This is a genomic window from Halomonas sp. MS1 (assembly GCF_024182575.1).
In the GTDB taxonomy this organism is placed as follows: Bacteria; Pseudomonadota; Gammaproteobacteria; order Pseudomonadales; family Halomonadaceae; genus Vreelandella.
In genome coordinates this window covers 1493241-1509424 of the sequence record NZ_CP098926.1, presented here as the reverse complement: position 1 = coordinate 1509424, position 16184 = coordinate 1493241, and the positions used below count along the sequence as shown (strand labels likewise).

Below are 16184 nucleotides of genomic sequence, written 5' to 3'. Positions count from 1 at the left end.
TTCCTGACTTAATACACGTTATTCGCTCTCTGATGCCCACTGGGTAGGGGAGCGTCTACCCCAAATATCACCACCGAACATAGCGTCTTGTTATCTAAAAAGCGTTTTGGGAGTTTTACGATGTCATTACAAACTGAGCCCTCGGCAACTGAGTCTTTAACTATTACTGTCATCGGCCTGGGGCAGATGGGCGGTAATATGGCGCTGACGCTTAAAGCCGCCGGGTTTGCGGTAACGGGAAGCGATGTATTTGAGCAAGCACGGTCGCGTCTCGCTGCTCAAGGGGTACCCGCTGTGGCTCCCGAAGAGCTACCCGCAAGCGACGTTTACCTGCTGTCGTTGCCCACCTCCGCCCAGGTGCGTGAGGTGCTCGAGCAATCGCCAGGCCTGATTAACCTGGCGCCGAAAGGTAGCGTGATTGTTGATACCTCCACCAGTGACCCCGCCGTGACGCGTGAACTGGCAGAAAAAGTTAGCGCAGCGGGTCTTCTATGGTTGGATGCGCCGGTTAGCGGCGGCCCCAAAGGCGCTGCTAGCGGCAAGCTGGGGATGCTATTGGGAGGCGATGAACGCACTATCGAACGAGTGTTGCCGATGCTGGAGGCGATGTCAGCCAAGCGCACCCATGTGGGCGGCCCGGGCAGCGGCCATGTGGTCAAGCTTGCCAATAATTACCTGTGTGCCGCGCACTTGTTAACCACCGCCGAAGCCGTTGCTATGGCAGCCAAAGCGGGCGTTGACCCCGCTGCCTGCTTGGCGGGACTCAATAGTGGTTCTGGGCGTAGCGCGGCTAGCGAGGTGAACTTCCCCGAGTGGGTGCTGAGTGAGCGCTTCGACTCAGGGTTTACCACCGGCTTGATGCGTAAAGACCTGCGTTTAGCGCGAGATGCCGCTGAGCAACTGGATATACCTTCGCCGCTGTTACAAGCCGTGGTCGATGCCTGGCATGCGAACGCCGACCACCCCGCCGATAGCGATGACTTTAACCATATCACTACACCGATATTAGCTCGCGCTACTCAAGCGGAGGGTAACGAATGAACGCACTTAGCCAACATGCCTGCGACCATCTTGCTGAACTGCTTAAAGGGTTTGGATTAGCTGCTGCCACACCGCTGAGTAACTGGATTGATGGTGATTTAGTGGTGGGAGAGGGGGAAGTGATCACCTTGAGCAATCCGGCCACCGGCGAAACGCTGGTGAGCTATCACGATGCAGGAGCCGCACTGATTGAGCGTGCCACCCAAGCCGCTGAGCGTGGCCAGCGCGAATGGATGGCGTTAACCGCCAGCGAGCGTGGACGGCGCATGAATGCCGCCATCCGTGGCCTGGAGGGCCATGAAGAGGCGCTGGCTCAGTTGGAGAGTGTGGTGGCCGGTAAGCCGATTCGTGACTGCCGCGCTGAAGTAGGCAAAGTGCGTGAGATGTTCGAGTACTACGCGGGCTGGTGCGACAAGCAGCATGGCGAAGTGATTCCGGTGCCTACCTCGCACCTTAACTATGTGCACCACGTGCCCTATGGCGTGGTGGGGCAGATTACCCCCTGGAACGCGCCGATGTTCACCTGTGCCTGGCAGTTAGCCCCGGCCATGGCAGCGGGCAATGGCGTGGTGCTAAAACCTTCCGAGCTGACGCCGTTCTCATCGGTGGTGATTGCCAAGCTGCTTGAAAGCGGCGGGCTTCCTAAAGGACTGATCAATATCGTCAATGGGCTAGGCAAATCGACCGGCGCAGCGCTGACCGATCACCCCGCCATCAGCAAGCTGGTATTTGTAGGCTCCCCCCAGAGTGGCCGCATGATCGCCGAAGCAGGTGCGCGGAGGCTGGTGCCCAGCGTGTTAGAGCTGGGGGGAAAATCCGCCAATATCGTGTTTGCCGATGCCAAGCTGGATGAAGCCGTTGCGGGTGCCCAGGCGGCCATTTTTGCTGCGGCTGGACAGAGCTGTGTGGCCGGATCGCGGCTGTTGATCGAGCGCTCGGTGTTTGAGCAGGTTACCAGCCGTTTGGCGCGGGCGGCGGAGCAGATTCAAGTGGGCCTGCCTAGTGACGAAGCAACTCGCATGGGGCCATTGCAGAATCGCCGCCAGTTTGAGCAAGTGACGCGTATGATTGACGCTGCAGTAGCCGCTGGCGCGCGGCTGTTAACGGGTGGTAAACGTCCATCAGGGCTGCCTGACGAGGCTCACGGCTACTTTATCGCCCCTACGGTGCTGGTCGATGTCACACCGGATATGGAGATCGCTCAGCAAGAGGTGTTCGGCCCGGTGTTGGTGGCGATGGCCTTCGACACTGAAAATGAGGCTATTCAACTTGCCAACGAGACCCGCTTTGGCTTGGCTGGCGCCGTTTGGAGCCAAGACGTCGCGCGGGCGCATCGCGTAGCCGGTCAGCTGCGTGCGGGCACGGTGTGGATCAACAGCTACAAGGCGATCAGCGTTATGTCGCCGTTCGGGGGCTTTGGCGATAGCGGCTTTGGGCGCTCCAGCGGTTTGGATGGCCTGCGCGAATACACGGTGCCGCAAAGCGTTTGGGTGGAAACCGCCCCCGAAGCCAGTGTGGCATTTGGTTACGGCAGTGGCGTTGGTTGATCGCTCACCGCCAAACCTGGGGCGCGAAAGGCCTGCATCCAGCGCTGTAGGTGGCGTAGCAGCAGAACGCTAGCTTTGGGCTGCTGTCGACCTACCCGCGTGACCATGTGGGCCTGGGAGCGCTGAAAAAGCGGGTTATCTACCGGGCGCGCGACTAACGTGCCGAGCTCTAAATCATGGGCGACGGCAAAGGCGGGCAGCAGGGTAATGCCCATACCGCTACGCACATATTGCGCCAGAATCACCATGGAGTTGGTGTTCATCGCCATGCGCGGGGCTATACGCGACTGCTGAAAGGCTTGGTCAACCATTTGGCGCACCCCATGGGTGGTATCCCACATGGCCATCGGCTGTGTGCTTAACTGGGTGAGCGTAAGCGGTGTAGTGTGATTGGCTAAAGGATGGTTGGGCGCCAGGATAGCCATCAGTGGCTGCGGGCTAGATGACCAGAAACGCAGCTGGGGATGGGTACGCTCATGGAACATTAAGCCGATATGACTGTGATCGCTGATAATGGCATCAATTATCCCCGATGTGCCTGCGGTATGGATATCGAGCTGAATGCCCGCATAGCGTTGGGTAAATTCATGCAGAGGGGACGCCACTAGGTCACTGACAAATCCTTCACCGACGGTGAGCGATATCTTGCCGGTTTCCATGCGTTGGTAGGATTCAAGTGAGGCAATAAAGCCTTCATCAAGAGCGCCGCGTCGTTCGCAATACTCAAGCAGCATTTCGCCTACCGGGGTAGGCGAAATGCCGTCGCGATGACGCTCCATCAGGGTTGCCCCCAAGGCTTCTTCCAGCAAGGTAATTTGCCGGCTTACCGCCGAGGGTGCAATGTCCAAGCGCGCCGCTGCGCGGCGCACTGAGCCAGACTCAAGGGTAACGCGAAAGTAAACCAATCGCTGATGAGGAATATCCACTGGTAGCTGCTATGCCTCTGCACTGGCTCTGTATAAATCGTTACCCTAAGGGTCCCCAAGCCTCGTAGTTTTCTCTAAACCGATAATAACGCTATAGGTACTTAAGTAGTTTCTGCAGCTTATTCATATCGGCAGAGTCGCCCACTAGGCGGACTTCACCGGCTACCATGCCATCTAGAAATGCCTGTTGCGTCGGCTTTTTAAGGATTTTCAACGCGGCATCCTGATCGCGAAAACGAAGCTCAAGGTCTAGGTCAACGGGTAGCCCTTTGCCGGTATCAATGCCTTTCGGCGCCATTCGATAATACCGGGCAATGCTGAGGTCTTCCGTGGCAACGCCCCAGTCCAGACCGCGCATTCGCTCAAGTTGTTCACGAAAGCGCGGCTTGCGTCGCAGGGCTCTTTTAAGCAGTAAGCTCAGTAGCCACAGCGTCAGCTTGAGTTTCATTAGGAAACGGCGTCCTTAAGCGCTTTGCCCGGCTTGAACGCAACATTTTTGCTGGCGGGAATCTGTAACGGCGCGCCAGTTTGCGGGTTTTTGCCAGTACGTGCGGCACGCTGGCGTACGGTAAACGTTCCAAAACCAATCAGAGCAACATCTTCGCCTTTGGCAACGCTGTTAGTGATTTCGTCCAAGATAACGTTCAGGACTTGGCCCGCTTTGTCTTTGGATAGATCAGCGTTTTCAGCAATTGCGGCTGCGAGTTCAGGTTTGCGCATAAAGGTATCTCCCTATGTGGAAATCAAGCGTAAGTTCATCTGTGTTGTTAGAAGCACTGCCCAGCTGGTTAACTTTTTTAGCCTAGTCGCTAAGGCGGCGAAAATCAGCCTAGCAGCGCAGGTGCTACTCTGGAAAGCTCCACTTTCCTTCTCACGCAGCTGCCTGTCAACGCAAATCCAATCAAACGACCGTCTTTATTTTCAGCAACGGCTGTCATGTCACCGCCTTCTCCCTCAATTTTCCACCGTGCTGGCGTGGTTGCTGGAGGGTAGGCAACCACGGGAAGTAATGGTGTTTTCACAATGACGGGCCACGCCCCAAAGCTGACGCTGGTTGGTTTTCCGGCGAGTGTTGTCGCTAGCGCTTTTACGCTTGCCTGCAGCGGTTGAACATACATAGCGTTAACTCCCTCAACGCAAGCCGCATCGCCCAACGCAAATATGTTCGGTTGAGAGGTGCGTAGCTGGCGATCAACCACAATACCGCGATGGCTAACCGCCAGCCCGGCTGCTTCAGCAAGTTGAGTGCGCGGAGCTAAGCCCGTGGCGAGTAATACGATGTCGGCAGCATAGACGTCGCCATTATCAAGATGGAGTGATAGGGCATTATCTACGTTAAGGGCGAGCGTTTTCAGGTTATGCCCTAAAGCAAGTTGGATGCCAGCGTCTTGGAAAGCATCCGCCAGCGCTTGGCCGAGTGGCTCGGGCAGTAGGCGTTGCAGCGGGGTGCTTTCTGGCGCAATGAGGGTGACTTGGTGGCCGCCAGCATGGAGATCATTGGCGAACTCGCAGCCCACCAGCCCGGTACCGACAACCGCAACACGTTTAGTAGTCGCTGCGCTTAATGCGGCATAAAAGCGGCGATACTCGTCTAAGTCGTTGATGGTAAAGCATCGTTTGGCGACACTCTCGGGCACGCTGAACGGCGTATGGGGCGCTGCCCCAGTGGCTAGCACTAGATCGTCGTAGTGGAGCTGTTGGCCATTACTGAGTTCTACGCATTGGTTATCCACATGCAGGTGTGCGACCTGGGTGTGGGTAATTAACTCAGCATTCAGTTCTTCTGCGACGCCGCTGGCGTCACGTTGGGCGAGTTGGTCTGGCGTTAAGCGTTTCGCAAAGCCTGTAGAAAGCAGCGGTTTACTGTAATCATCGCCACTGTCGGCACTGATAAGGGTAATGGTACGTGTATCGCCATGTCGGCGTAGGGCGCGGGCAAGGCCAATCCCCGCCATACCGGTGCCAATAATAATCAGTGCCGAATGGGTATATCGCGATATCTCGTGTGAGGGCATGCAGTCACCAAAAGTCGGCGGAACAAAAGCCTGTGAGGTCACCATGTTACACTAGCTTTCTGTGTATTGACCGCCTTGGAGACTTTGGTGATCGCCCCTACTGTTCGGCAAGCTTCCCTTCCTCATCGACTATTTCCTCACTGGCTCCCTGTTGCTGCGGCTCGTCCTGCAATGAGCGCTGCGTGGTGGCAGTGGGTGGCATCGACGGACTCCTTAACGACGCGGTTAACCGTCGCAGGCGGCACAAACGCGTTTCGGGTGCAATTGTTACGTCAAACGATTGGCTTACCTCTACGGGATGAAGCGCTAGCGCTGGGAATTGAACCGCGCCGCTATGCATGGCTGAGAGAAGTCGCGTTGTGTGTCGGCGATAAGCCCTGGGTAGTCGCACGCTCGGTAGCGCCACTCAGTCAATTACAAGGTAAGGGGTTAGAAGGGCTTGGCGAGCGTTCATTAGGCAGTTGGCTGTTTCAACAACCTGACTTGGTGCGCGGGCCACTCTACGCCACTCGCCATCAGCCACGCTTTGTCGCGGAACACTCTGCGTCGCTTTTAGACAGCGTATGGGGGCGGCGCTCAGTGTTTCAGCACGGTGGGCTGTCGCTGTTAGTGCAGGAATACTTTTTATCGACCATGGCAGATGATCTTGCCCTGTCTTCGCGCTAGGCTATCGCCAGCGTTTTCTTTTTGAGAGGTAAGCATGGACCGTTCTCTGTTGAGGCCAACGGGATGGGCTCGGGTGGCTGATTTTTTACATTTAACGCGATTGGATCGCCCGATTGGTACTTGGCTATTGATGTGGCCCACCTTATGGGCATTGTGGATAGCAGCAGAGGGTGTGCCTGGACGGAATGTTCTGCTGATCTTTATTGCTGGCGTTTATGTGATGCGCGCCGCGGGCTGTGTGGTTAATGATTACGCTGATCGTCATTTCGATGGCCATGTAAAGCGTACTAAACATCGTCCGCTAGCCACTGGTCGTATCAGTGAAACCGAGGCGCAGCTGCTGTTTATCGCGCTGGTAGCCACTGCTTTCATTTTAGTGCTATTGACCAATTGGTTTACGGTGCTGTTGTCGATAGGTGGTGTTGTATTAGCGTTCATTTACCCGTTTATGAAGCGCTACACCCATTTACCTCAGGTGGTGTTAGGGGCTGCGTTCTCTTGGGCGATTCCCATGGCATTCGGTGCGGTATTGGGTCATGTACCGTTTGAAGCATGGCTACTGTTTAGCGCTAACGTGCTGTGGACCGTTGCCTACGATACTCAATACGCCATGGTCGACCGCGACGATGACCTAAAAATTGGCATCAAATCTACCGCGGTGCTGTTTGGTAGCGCTGATCGTCTGATCATTGGTGTGTTGCAAGTGGCGGCACTTGGACTACTTGCCTGGGTAGGATGGCGTGTTGGTTTAGGTGGCTTTTTCTGGCTTGGGCTAGCCGCTATGGCCGCTACGTTTGTCCATCAACAACGCTTAATCGCTGGCCGTGAGCGCGACCGCTGCTTCCAGGCATTTCTTAATAATCATTGGTCAGGCTTGTTAATTTTTGCAGGTATTGCACTAAGTTGGTGGCCAATAACTGGCTAAATATCCTCTATGTCATAAAATTGTCATCGAGTCATGGTGTTATCGTCACTGACATGTCTTTGAACTGTTTTTTTAAACTATTTTTTAAATTAGTTTTCATTGAACACCGTGAGGCCCTGGAATGACCGCCAAGACCGTTTTGATTGTCGATGATGAGGCGCCTATTCGCGAGATGATCGCAGTGGCGCTGGAAATGGCTGACTATCGCGTGCTTGAAGCGGATAACGCCCAGGATGCCCACGCGATGATGGTTGACCACCAGCCAGATCTGCTTTTGCTGGATTGGATGATGCCGGGCACCAGTGGTATTGAGCTTGCAAGGCGCTTAAAGCGTGAAGAAGCCACTGCCGAAGTGCCTATCATTATGCTGACCGCTAAAGGCGAAGAAGATAACAAGATTCAAGGGCTTGAGGCTGGGGCGGATGACTATATCACCAAGCCTTTCTCTCCCCGCGAACTGGTGGCGCGCTTAAAAGCAGTATTGCGACGTACTACCCCCCGTGGTGTCGAAGATCCTATTGAAATTAATGGCTTGCTATTAGACCCAGTGAGCCACCGTGTGAGTGCTTACGGTAAGGCGTTAGAAATGGGGCCGACGGAGTACCGTCTGCTGCAGTTTTTCATGACGCACCAAGAGCGCGCCTATACACGTAGCCAACTGCTCGATCAAGTGTGGGGCGGTAACGTATACGTTGAAGAGCGGACGGTAGATGTTCACATCCGACGTCTACGTAAGGCCCTAGGAGAAGCTCACCAGAGTCTCATTCAAACGGTGAGAGGCACTGGGTACCGTTTTTCCGCGCGGGTGTAACGGTGCGCCTGTGGAGCCGAGAACTATGGCGAATTGCGTGGCTGGCCGCTTTGGGCGCTTGTCTGGGGTGGTTGCTGGGTATGCCAGGTCTTGGCGTTGCTGCAGGTCTTGCCGTTTGTCTGGTGTATCAACTGCGCCAACTGCGTGCGCTCTTTAAGTGGTTAACGCTTCACCCTCATGATGAACCCCCTGCTGCGAGCGGCATGTGGGGCGAGCTTTTTGATCGCTTGTATCGCTACCAAAAGAGCCAACGGATTACTCAGAATCGCTTACGTGCCACCCTTGCACGTATTCAGGAATCATCCGAAGCGATGCGTGACAGTGTCGTTATGCTAGATCGGCATGGCGACCTGGAGTGGTGGAACAGTGCCGCGACGGAAATGCTGGGCTTGCAAACAGCCCACGACCGTGGCCAGCACATTACCAATCTGCTTCGTGACCCGCGATTTATCAGCTACTTTAATGCACGTAAATACGGTGAGCCGCTGACCTTAACGTCGCCCATCGATGAACGGCATATCCTTCAATATCAAATTACTCTCTATGGTGATGATGAGCGCTTGGTAATGGCGCGAGATATTACCCGCTTGCATCGTTTAGAGCAGATGCGGCGTGACTTTGTCGCCAATGTTTCCCATGAACTACGCACACCGCTAACGGTACTGACGGGTTATTTAGAAACCTACAGCGACTTGAAAGAGCAACTTCCACCACGTTTGGGCCGAGGTATTGCTCAGATGGAAGAGCAGACGAAGCGTATGCAAAACTTAGTCAATGATCTGCTACTGCTCTCTCGGTTAGAAATTGATCAAGGTGGCGAGGATCATCATGCGTTGGCGTTAGGGCCAATGCTCGACACCATTCGCCGCGATGCGCTAGCGCTCTCTAACCAACAGCACAGTGTTCAAGTCGCGCTTGAAAGCGATGCCCGTCTGATCGGCAGCGAGCAGGAACTGCATAGCGCTATTTCAAACCTAGTGTTTAACGCTGTGCGGTATACGCCAGAGGGTAGTCAGATAACACTTCGCTGGAAAACCCTGCCGAATGGCAGTGCTTGTATTGAAGTTGACGACGATGGTGAGGGAATTGACCCTGTGCATATTCCACGCTTAACCGAGCGTTTCTATCGCGTTGATAAAGGGCGTAGTACTGCAACGGGTGGTACCGGGCTTGGTCTGGCGATTGTAAAGCATGTGCTACTAAGACATGACGCATTGTTACAAATTGAATCTCGCCCTGGCGAAGGGGCCCTCTTTCGCTGTGTTTTTCCGTCATCACGTGTTGTCAAAAGCGAGCCCGCCTCGCGCAATGCTGTTTAAGTACAAGTGATGTATAGGTGTGTCATGCTTGTCATACAAGTATGGTCACATAATACTCATGTGCCATTTCTAACCACTTTCCCTGCTTGATCTGCAAACGCTTTAAGCGCCCTTCCTATTATCTTTTATTTGCTAAGTGTTTGTTTTATCGGTTTTTTTATATAGTTTTTGATTTTTTGGCACATCGTCTGCAAGTGTCTTGGTACTTGGTAAGAGAGAAAACCATAGGAATTGGTAAGCCGAAAGACCGTCTTTCTTACTATTTAAGCAGTACCTGAACAGCGATCTAGGAGACGGAACATGATGTCCAAGGAACTACTCAAGAAAGCTGGTATTTTAAGTGTAGCGTTCGGTTTAGTTGCTAGCCCTGCAGCATTCGCTCAAGAGCCAGCAGACCCCGCGAACAATATTTCCCCTGATGAGCAGCCTGTTGAGACTCAATCCGAAAGTACAACAGATTCAAGTAATTATGATAGCCAAGAGTTGACTCATGACGAAGGCGATAACGCCAGCGACATGGAACCTAGTTCAACGAGCCAGGACGATTCAGAGTCTGGCTATGACAGCACAGATGAGTTGCCTGAAGAAAATAGCGGAATGTAACATTAACTTTGGTTACTTATCTTTTCAAAAGGTACTATAACTCTTACGCTTACGGATGAGCTATTCAGAGGCATGGATGTCAAATTGCATGGATGCTCCTAGATTCAAGGATTGAATCTTTCGACGGTCAACACGCTAGTCAGGGTTAATTCCAAGGTTGGAGCCCCTCAAACGGATAGGAAGCTAGTGTTACGTATCGCGATACTAAGAGTGCTCAAGACCCCACTTCGGTGGGGTCTAATTTTTTGTGTATAGTATAATCATTGTTACGTTGCCCACTGTTTCTTGGTGTTAAAAATGCAATTATTCAGATGACACGTTTTGCGATTGGCAAAAGAAGGTACCTTGTATCATTGCATTGTCGGTTGCTCCATATAGCAAGGAGTTTTTATTTATGTTGTTGAAATCATTTGTTAAAAGCACTGTGGTTGTAGGCTTATCGTTGGGGCTTATCGCAAGTCCAATAGCGTTTGCACACTCCTCCATAGAGCTGAATCAAGGACGTGCTGAGAACCAAGAAATTATTCAACCTCAATCTCGTAACACATCGGGCCCTGCGACCTATTCAGCTAAAGATTTGATCAATGATAATGAGAATACTCTGATATATGCTCCTTCAAGCCGTGCCAGTGACGCTGATGATGACTCTAAAGAGCGAGCAGGTTATCGCGCTGAAGAACTCAACCGTGAAGAAGGTAGCAGTACACGCTGGTAAAGAGGGCGATGGTTAAACGTGTGTGACAAATAAGTTTTATAGCAAAAACCCCGCTTCGGCGGGGTTTTTGTGGTTAAGACGGTGATCGATTGATCCTGTTAATGCTGGTGATGGCGGTCAGCGGCGGTGCTTCCTTCTTGGGCGCTTTGAACCCAAACTTCTATTTCAATAGCGTCTTGCTGGGCAAATTCGAGCGTGATGGGAAACCGGTCACCTTCTGCCAATGGCTGATGTAATCCCATTAGCATTAAGTGATAGCCGCCACCTGGGCGCATTGTTAGCGTTTCATCTTTAGCGATTTCGATAGCACTGACGTGGCGCATTTTCATCATATCGCCTTCCATCTGCATATCATGTAGCTCAACACTTTCGCTCACAGGTGTCTGTGCGCTGACCAGTGTGACGGACTCTGTATGAGCCGTAATATCCAGATAAGCGGCACCATTTGTCACACCGGGGGGCGTTGGCGTGGCAAAAGGATGAGCGATCCTTAGCTGGTCGGTTTGAACGTCGTGAGCCGATGCGAAAGAGATTGAGCCAGTGAGGAGAGCCGTCAACCAGAGTGCGCGGGTCAGCATGGTCGTATTCCTTGTAGGGGCCTTATCTTCTTAACAAGGCTTATGCTTAATCTTGAGAATAATAGTGAAGCCAAACAACCTTAAGGTAACAAATAGGTTGTATCAGCGTTATAGCGATTAAGTCATTAGCGATGAGGCGTAATGTCGCGCGTGCCGCGGTAGTGGTCGTCCCACATTAAGACGGCACCTGCCACTGCGCCGGGAATTAAGAACAGGTTGGCGAGAGGAATCCAGGTCACGAGCATAATTAACCCGCCGTAGGTGAGACTTGGCCACCACCGTTTCGATAATCGTGTACGCATATCGCGAAAGGTAATCTTATTGTTATCCATAGGATAATCTAAATAAGTGATTGCCATGATCCACGCGGAAAAAAGGATCCACAAAATAGGCGCTATCAGGTTTAGGCCAGGTATCCAGCTAATGATAAACAGTATCACCATGCGTGGCAGAATATAACCGAGTTTGACTAGCTCGCGACCCAAGGCATCGACGGCGGTTTTAGCGAGCCCGCGGTCATCCAGGGGTTCACGCCCTGTTGCTTGACGCTCTACCTTCGCGGCTAAAAAACCATAGAAAGGTGCGGCGATTAAGTGGGTGACCAGGGTGAAGGTAAAAAAGATCACCAGCAGTAGGCTGATAAAGAACAGTGGCCAGATTAGCCATGAGAGCCACTCAAGCCAGCTTGGCACCATGGTCATCGCACTATCTAACCAGCCAGAAAAGCGGCTGACTACGAAGCTGAGCATGCTGGCATAAACGATTATATTGACCACGATGGGTAGGAAAATATAGCGCCGCAGACCTTTCTGGTAGACCAAGCGAGTGCCTCGACTCAGCGCCGTCATCGCATCCAACATATTTGCTCCTTAGAAAAAACGCCCAGAGGGAATATCTGGGCGTATTGCAGGAGGAATCGCGTGCTAGGTCAAGATTTTTTAAGTACCTGCGGGTCGATATTGTCGGGATCGCTATGGCGAATATCTAGCCCTTTGACCAAGTAGACAACGTACTCCGCCAGGTTGTTGGCATGATCCCCCACGCGTTCTAAGGCACGTAGCACCCACATAATGCTAAGTACAGAGCTAATCGAACGTGAATCTTCCATCATAAAGGTCATCAGCGAGCGCATGGCGCTACCATACTCATCGTCAACGAACTCATCTTCGCGCACAACTTGCATTGCAAGATCGGTATCAAAACGCGCAAAAGCGGTAAGTGCATCGCGAAGCATTTTACGCACGTGCTCGCTGATATGGCGTACTTCGACTAAACCACGGATGCTGCCGCTACTTTCGCTCAACAGTAGTGCATTTCGAGCAATTTTGCTGGCTTCATCGCCGATACGCTCGAGGTCGGACGTTGCGCGAATAACCGCCAGCACTAAGCGTAAGTCGGAAGCCGCTGGCTGACGACGTGCTAATACCCGCGTACATTCATCGTCAATTTGCAGTTGCAGGTCGTTCACTTGGCGGTCATTGTCGCGCACTTTCTCAGCAAGACGGCTATCACCTTCCAGTAGCGCAAAAACAGCATCTTGCACTTGTTTTTCCACCAGACCGCCCATGGCCATCAGGTGGGTTTTTAGCTCTTCCAGCTCTTGGTTGAACTGGCGAGAGATATGTTGGCTGTGGCTATCGCTCGTAATATCCATTGAGCACTCCTGACGTGATGTCTTTGGGGCCTAGGTAATGCGGCCAGTGATGTAGTTTTCGGTGCGTTGTAAACGCGGGTTGGTGAACACTTGATCCGTTGGCCCGTACTCAACGAGTTCACCGTGCTGCAAAAAAGCCGTGTAGTCAGAAACCCGCGCGGCTTGCTGCATATTGTGGGTAACCAGCACTAGCGTTAGCTGTGATTTAAGGTTACGAATCAGCTCTTCAATTTTCAGCGTTGAGATCGGGTCTAAGGCTGACGCTGGTTCATCAAGTAGCAGTACATCCGGTTGTACGGCAAGCGTACGAGCAATGACCAAGCGCTGCTGCTGGCCGCCAGATAGCTGCCAGGCCGACCGGTGCAGTCGGTCTTTAACCTCATCCCACAGTGCTGCCGATGTCAGTGCCCATTCGATAATGTCGTCCCGCTTCCGCTTGGGTAAGCGTTGCTGTAAACGCAGGCCAAAGGCCACGTTTTCATAAATCGACATAGGGAAAGGGTTGGGTGTTTGAAACACCATCCCAACGCGCCGTCGCAACTCGGTAACATTCATGTCCGGGGCATGAATATCCTGACCTTCAAGCTGAATATGGCCACTGTGTGTTACCGATTCATTAAGGTCGTGCAGTCGGTTAATCGCGCGTAGTAGTGTCGACTTTCCACAGCCTGAAGGGCCAATAAAGGCCGTTACACGGTGGCGTGGTAGGTCTAATGTTAGATCGCGCAACGCCATTTTCCCCGCATAAGCGAGGTGAAACTTTGCAATGCTCAAGCAGCGCTGTTCGGCAGAAAAACGCGCCACGGGTGCGAGAGCCGCATTGTTGGACGATAAAGACGCTAACATTCGTTTCCTCGCTGACGCCTCAGATAATGACGCAGAAATATGGCAGTTAGATTAAGCACGAGTACGATTAATACCAGCAGCAGCGCAGTGGCGAAAACTAGCGGAATGGCGGCCTGCACATCTTCACCATGAAAGGCGGTATCAAATAAATGATAGCCGAGGTGCATAAACTTGCGCTCTAGATGAAGGTAGGGAAACTCACTATCTACAGGCATTTGCGGGGCTAGCTTGGCGACGCCCACTAGCATTAGCGGCGCCACTTCACCTGCGGCTCTGGCGACGGCTAAAATCATCCCCGTTAGCATGGCGGGCGTTGCCATGGGTAACACCACCCGCGTTAACATTTCCAAGCGTGTCGCACCCAGCGCAACGGCACCTTCCCGCTGGGCATCAGGTATGCGTGCTAGCCCTTCTTCGGTAGCGACAATCACTACCGGTAACGTGAGCAAGGCAAGTGTTAGCGAGGCCCAAAGAAGGCCGCCGGTTCCAAATGTGGGTGAGGGCAGTTCATCGCTAAAAAACCAGCTGTCGATAGAGCCGCCTACTCCGTATACAAATACCCCAAGGCCAAACACGCCATAAACGATTGAAGGCACGCCTGCCAGGTTGCGTACGCCAATGCGAACTAAGCGTGTTAAGCGGTTTTGGTGGGCGATTTCGTTTAAGTAAATAGCCGCGAGAACCCCAAACGGAGTAACGATCACTGACATCAGAATGACCATTAAGACGGTGCCAAAAATGGCTGGCCAGACACCTCCGCCAGTATTTGCGGCGCGTGGCCCTTCACTCAGAAATTGCCAGATGCGCTGCCCCCAGGCGATGGTTTTTTGTCCCCAGGACATGGAATTTGGTGATTGAAAATAGGTAACACTTGCCAGCGGCTGGCGAAGTATTTGGCCATCGGCGGTGGCTAGCACTAACGTGCCAGGGGGCCGTTGCTTGACGGGTAAGGCAAGCGCATCATGGATGAAGGTCCAGGCTGCTTGTTCTGTTAACCGTTGATCGCCACTCTCCAGCGTCATTAAACGGCCTATAAAATCACCCCATGGGGTGCGCGTTAAGCGGATAAGATTGGCTGGCTCGGCCTGTTGGCTAATCTCATCAATGGCAATCCACTGCCAGTTGCTTCCTGTAATATCCTGATTACCAGTGAAATAGAGCCGTTCTGACCCTGCTCCCTTGGGCAGCGTCGTTTCACGAACTGGCTGCCCAATGACGATATCGCCTGACTTGAGGGTAACTTCCTCTAATGGTGCTGGCCAAAAATGGCCTAACCCCCGAATCGTCAGCAGCGTTAATAATGCTGCCAACATTAATAACGAAAGCGCCACGCAGGCAGCACAAAGCCAGGGCCAGAGCCCGCTGCCGCTCATTTTTAAAAAACCAACGTTTGCAAAACCAGCCCGCTGCCCACGCATTAGAGTGTGCTCCCTAAGCGTTGATAGCGTCGGCGCAAGCGCTGTCTGACAATTTCAGCCAGTGTGTTCACCACAAAGGTAAAAATGAACAAGGCCAGCGCCGCCAGTATCAGTAAGTGATAGGTCAGCCCGCCTGGTGAAGCCTCGGGAAGCTCAATGGCGATAGAGGCTGATAGTGAACGTAGCCCTTCAAACGGACTGGCACTCAAGAGCGCGGTGTTACCGCTGGCCATTAACACAATCATGGTTTCGCCCACGGCGCGGCCAGCGCCAATCATCACCGCTGAAAAGACCCCAGGACCTGCCGTGGGTAGGGCAACTTTCCATAGTGCTTGCCAGCGGCTAGCGCCTAGCGCTTGAGCACCTTCCATTAAGGTAGGGGGCACATCGGCAAGTGCATCTTCTGCGAGTGAATAAATACTGGGAATCACCGCAAATCCCATCGCAATGCCCACAATCAATGCATTTCGAGTGGCGTAATCAAGACCGTAACGTTGATCCAGCAAGCGTCGCAGGTCGCCGCCAAGCCAGTGTTGTTCAATGATGGGAGCAATCCATATAGCCAGTACAGCCATGCCAGCCAACCAGGGGATCAGCCATAAGCCTGCCCAAGAAAGCGGTAGTCGTTGACGAACGTGGGCGGCCGTCCGATACCATAGATATCCTGCTAAGGCTGCGCTAAGAGGTAGCCAAATAATGATCATCAAGGCACTGGTCAGGTTTCGTTCCACCCAGGGGGCGAGTAATAAACCAGCAATAAAACCGATGACCACGCCAGGCACCGCTTCCATCAACTCAAGCGTTGGCTTCAAACGGCTACGGAGCCGTGCGGACATAAATAGCGCAGAGTACATTGCCGCGCCCAGGGCAATAGGCGTTGCGAATAGCATGGCCGCCAGTGCCGCTTTTAATGTTCCCCAGGCAAGGGGCGAGAGTTTAGCGAGGCTGAACGTGTCGCCAAAGGCGAGCAAGGGTAGCGTTTCCCAAAAAAGGAACACGCCAATCGCTAAAATTGCCAACAAAACACCGATGCCACCAGCGGTGATAAGCCCGGTAGCAAGTCGGTCTTGTATATGGCGCAGCGGCTGACGCGAGAAGGGTAGCCGAGGAGGAGTCATGT

Annotated in this window: 18 protein-coding genes; 8 read left to right on the top strand and 10 right to left on the bottom strand. The window is 53.1% G+C overall.

Going from position 1 to position 16184, the window contains the following annotated elements:
* The first annotated feature begins 120 nt into the window (after nt 1-120).
* Together NF683_RS06745 and NF683_RS06740 are read left to right on the top strand one after the other, a co-directional pair.
* Entirely contained in the window at nt 121-1041 is a 921-nt protein-coding gene (locus NF683_RS06745) for an NAD(P)-dependent oxidoreductase (protein WP_253921603.1), read from the top strand.
* The gene (locus tag NF683_RS06740) at nt 1038-2588 is read left to right on the top strand and encodes an aldehyde dehydrogenase family protein (protein WP_253921602.1); all 1551 of its coding nucleotides are present in this window, start codon (nt 1038-1040) and stop codon (nt 2586-2588) included. Before NF683_RS06745 ends, NF683_RS06740 begins: the two co-directional genes overlap by 4 nt.
* On the opposite strand, the gene NF683_RS06735 is transcribed toward NF683_RS06740, so the two are convergent.
* The 4 genes from NF683_RS06735 to NF683_RS06720 all read right to left on the bottom strand — a co-directional run bounded on the left by NF683_RS06735 (nt 2567) and on the right by NF683_RS06720 (nt 5529).
* Entirely contained in the window at nt 2567-3514 is a 948-nt protein-coding gene (locus tag NF683_RS06735; protein WP_253921601.1) for a LysR family transcriptional regulator, read from the bottom strand. The genes NF683_RS06740 and NF683_RS06735 overlap by 22 nt on opposite strands.
* 91 nt (nt 3515-3605) lie before the next feature.
* Nucleotides 3606-3962: a hypothetical protein gene (locus tag NF683_RS06730; RefSeq protein WP_038479712.1), complete on the bottom strand. Its 357-nt coding sequence runs from the start codon at nt 3960-3962 to the stop codon at nt 3606-3608.
* Entirely contained in the window at nt 3962-4234 is a 273-nt protein-coding gene (locus NF683_RS06725) for an HU family DNA-binding protein (RefSeq protein ID WP_083007712.1), read from the bottom strand. Before NF683_RS06725 ends, NF683_RS06730 begins: the two co-directional genes overlap by 1 nt.
* 104 nt (nt 4235-4338) lie before the next feature.
* Entirely contained in the window at nt 4339-5529 is a 1191-nt protein-coding gene (locus NF683_RS06720; RefSeq protein ID WP_253921600.1) for an NAD(P)/FAD-dependent oxidoreductase, read from the bottom strand.
* An 87-nt stretch (nt 5530-5616) separates the two neighbouring features.
* Here NF683_RS06720 and NF683_RS06715 point away from each other — a divergent pair, with 87 nt between their 5' ends.
* The 6 genes from NF683_RS06715 (at nt 5617) to NF683_RS06690 (ending at nt 10568) form a co-directional block, all read left to right on the top strand.
* Nucleotides 5617-6195 (top strand): chorismate--pyruvate lyase family protein, encoded by a 579-nt coding sequence (locus tag NF683_RS06715; RefSeq protein ID WP_253921599.1) that lies wholly within the window; start codon nt 5617-5619, stop codon nt 6193-6195.
* A gap of 34 nt (nt 6196-6229) precedes the next feature.
* Complete coding sequence (ubiA, locus tag NF683_RS06710) at nt 6230-7120, top strand: 4-hydroxybenzoate octaprenyltransferase (RefSeq protein ID WP_089040204.1); 891 nt, start codon at nt 6230-6232, stop codon at nt 7118-7120.
* Nucleotides 7121-7241: 121 nt separating this feature from the next.
* Nucleotides 7242-7931, top strand: coding sequence for a phosphate regulon transcriptional regulator PhoB (gene phoB / locus NF683_RS06705; protein ID WP_009723274.1), 690 nt, complete (start codon nt 7242-7244; stop codon nt 7929-7931).
* Nucleotides 7932-7933: 2 nt separating this feature from the next.
* Entirely contained in the window at nt 7934-9250 is a 1317-nt protein-coding gene (phoR, locus tag NF683_RS06700) for a phosphate regulon sensor histidine kinase PhoR (RefSeq protein ID WP_193085044.1), read from the top strand.
* Nucleotides 9251-9550: 300 nt separating this feature from the next.
* On the top strand, nt 9551-9853 hold the full coding sequence (locus NF683_RS06695) for a hypothetical protein (protein ID WP_089040206.1): 303 nt from the start codon (nt 9551-9553) through the stop codon (nt 9851-9853).
* 394 nt (nt 9854-10247) lie between these two features.
* Complete coding sequence (locus NF683_RS06690) at nt 10248-10568, top strand: hypothetical protein (RefSeq protein ID WP_089040207.1); 321 nt, start codon at nt 10248-10250, stop codon at nt 10566-10568.
* Between the two features lie 98 nt (nt 10569-10666).
* On the opposite strand, the gene NF683_RS06685 is transcribed toward NF683_RS06690, so the two are convergent.
* The 6 genes from NF683_RS06685 to NF683_RS06660 all read right to left on the bottom strand — a co-directional run bounded on the left by NF683_RS06685 (nt 10667) and on the right by NF683_RS06660 (nt 16182).
* Entirely contained in the window at nt 10667-11146 is a 480-nt protein-coding gene (locus NF683_RS06685) for a copper chaperone PCu(A)C (RefSeq protein ID WP_193085041.1), read from the bottom strand.
* Between the two features lie 125 nt (nt 11147-11271).
* Nucleotides 11272-12006 carry a sulfate transporter CysZ gene (gene cysZ, locus NF683_RS06680; protein WP_089040209.1) on the bottom strand — a complete coding sequence of 245 codons (735 nt, stop codon included), beginning with the start codon at nt 12004-12006 and terminating at the stop codon, nt 11272-11274.
* A gap of 68 nt (nt 12007-12074) precedes the next feature.
* A complete protein-coding gene (gene phoU / locus NF683_RS06675) occupies nt 12075-12800 on the bottom strand; it encodes a phosphate signaling complex protein PhoU (RefSeq protein ID WP_089040210.1) in 726 nt (241 codons plus the stop codon).
* Between the two features lie 30 nt (nt 12801-12830).
* On the bottom strand, nt 12831-13646 hold the full coding sequence (gene pstB, locus NF683_RS06670) for a phosphate ABC transporter ATP-binding protein PstB (RefSeq protein WP_089040211.1): 816 nt from the start codon (nt 13644-13646) through the stop codon (nt 12831-12833).
* Complete coding sequence (gene pstA / locus NF683_RS06665) at nt 13640-15064, bottom strand: phosphate ABC transporter permease PstA (RefSeq protein ID WP_253921598.1); 1425 nt, start codon at nt 15062-15064, stop codon at nt 13640-13642. Before pstA ends, pstB begins: the two co-directional genes overlap by 7 nt.
* Nucleotides 15064-16182 (bottom strand): ABC transporter permease subunit, encoded by a 1119-nt coding sequence (locus NF683_RS06660; RefSeq protein WP_253921597.1) that lies wholly within the window; start codon nt 16180-16182, stop codon nt 15064-15066. Before NF683_RS06660 ends, pstA begins: the two co-directional genes overlap by 1 nt.
* Nucleotides 16183-16184 lie beyond the last annotated feature (2 nt).

Excerpts from the sequence above, each read along its gene's own strand:
- cysZ (WP_089040209.1), bottom strand. The coding sequence starts at position 12,006 with ATGTTGGATGCGATGACGGCGCTGAGTCGAGGCACTCGCTTGGTCTAC.
- NF683_RS06740 (WP_253921602.1), top strand. The coding sequence starts at position 1,038 with ATGAACGCACTTAGCCAACATGCCTGCGACCATCTTGCTGAACTGCTT.
- NF683_RS06695 (WP_089040206.1), top strand. The coding sequence starts at position 9,551 with ATGATGTCCAAGGAACTACTCAAGAAAGCTGGTATTTTAAGTGTAGCG.
- NF683_RS06745 (WP_253921603.1), top strand. The coding sequence starts at position 121 with ATGTCATTACAAACTGAGCCCTCGGCAACTGAGTCTTTAACTATTACT.
- pstA (WP_253921598.1), bottom strand. The coding sequence starts at position 15,064 with ATGCGTGGGCAGCGGGCTGGTTTTGCAAACGTTGGTTTTTTAAAAATG.
- ubiA (WP_089040204.1), top strand. The coding sequence starts at position 6,230 with ATGGACCGTTCTCTGTTGAGGCCAACGGGATGGGCTCGGGTGGCTGAT.
- NF683_RS06660 (WP_253921597.1), bottom strand. The coding sequence starts at position 16,182 with ATGACTCCTCCTCGGCTACCCTTCTCGCGTCAGCCGCTGCGCCATATA.
- NF683_RS06690 (WP_089040207.1), top strand. The coding sequence starts at position 10,248 with ATGTTGTTGAAATCATTTGTTAAAAGCACTGTGGTTGTAGGCTTATCG.
- phoU (WP_089040210.1), bottom strand. The coding sequence starts at position 12,800 with ATGGATATTACGAGCGATAGCCACAGCCAACATATCTCTCGCCAGTTC.
- pstB (WP_089040211.1), bottom strand. The coding sequence starts at position 13,646 with ATGTTAGCGTCTTTATCGTCCAACAATGCGGCTCTCGCACCCGTGGCG.
- NF683_RS06720 (WP_253921600.1), bottom strand. The coding sequence starts at position 5,529 with ATGCCCTCACACGAGATATCGCGATATACCCATTCGGCACTGATTATT.
- phoB (WP_009723274.1), top strand. The coding sequence starts at position 7,242 with ATGACCGCCAAGACCGTTTTGATTGTCGATGATGAGGCGCCTATTCGC.
- NF683_RS06725 (WP_083007712.1), bottom strand. The coding sequence starts at position 4,234 with ATGCGCAAACCTGAACTCGCAGCCGCAATTGCTGAAAACGCTGATCTA.
- NF683_RS06685 (WP_193085041.1), bottom strand. The coding sequence starts at position 11,146 with ATGCTGACCCGCGCACTCTGGTTGACGGCTCTCCTCACTGGCTCAATC.
- NF683_RS06730 (WP_038479712.1), bottom strand. The coding sequence starts at position 3,962 with ATGAAACTCAAGCTGACGCTGTGGCTACTGAGCTTACTGCTTAAAAGA.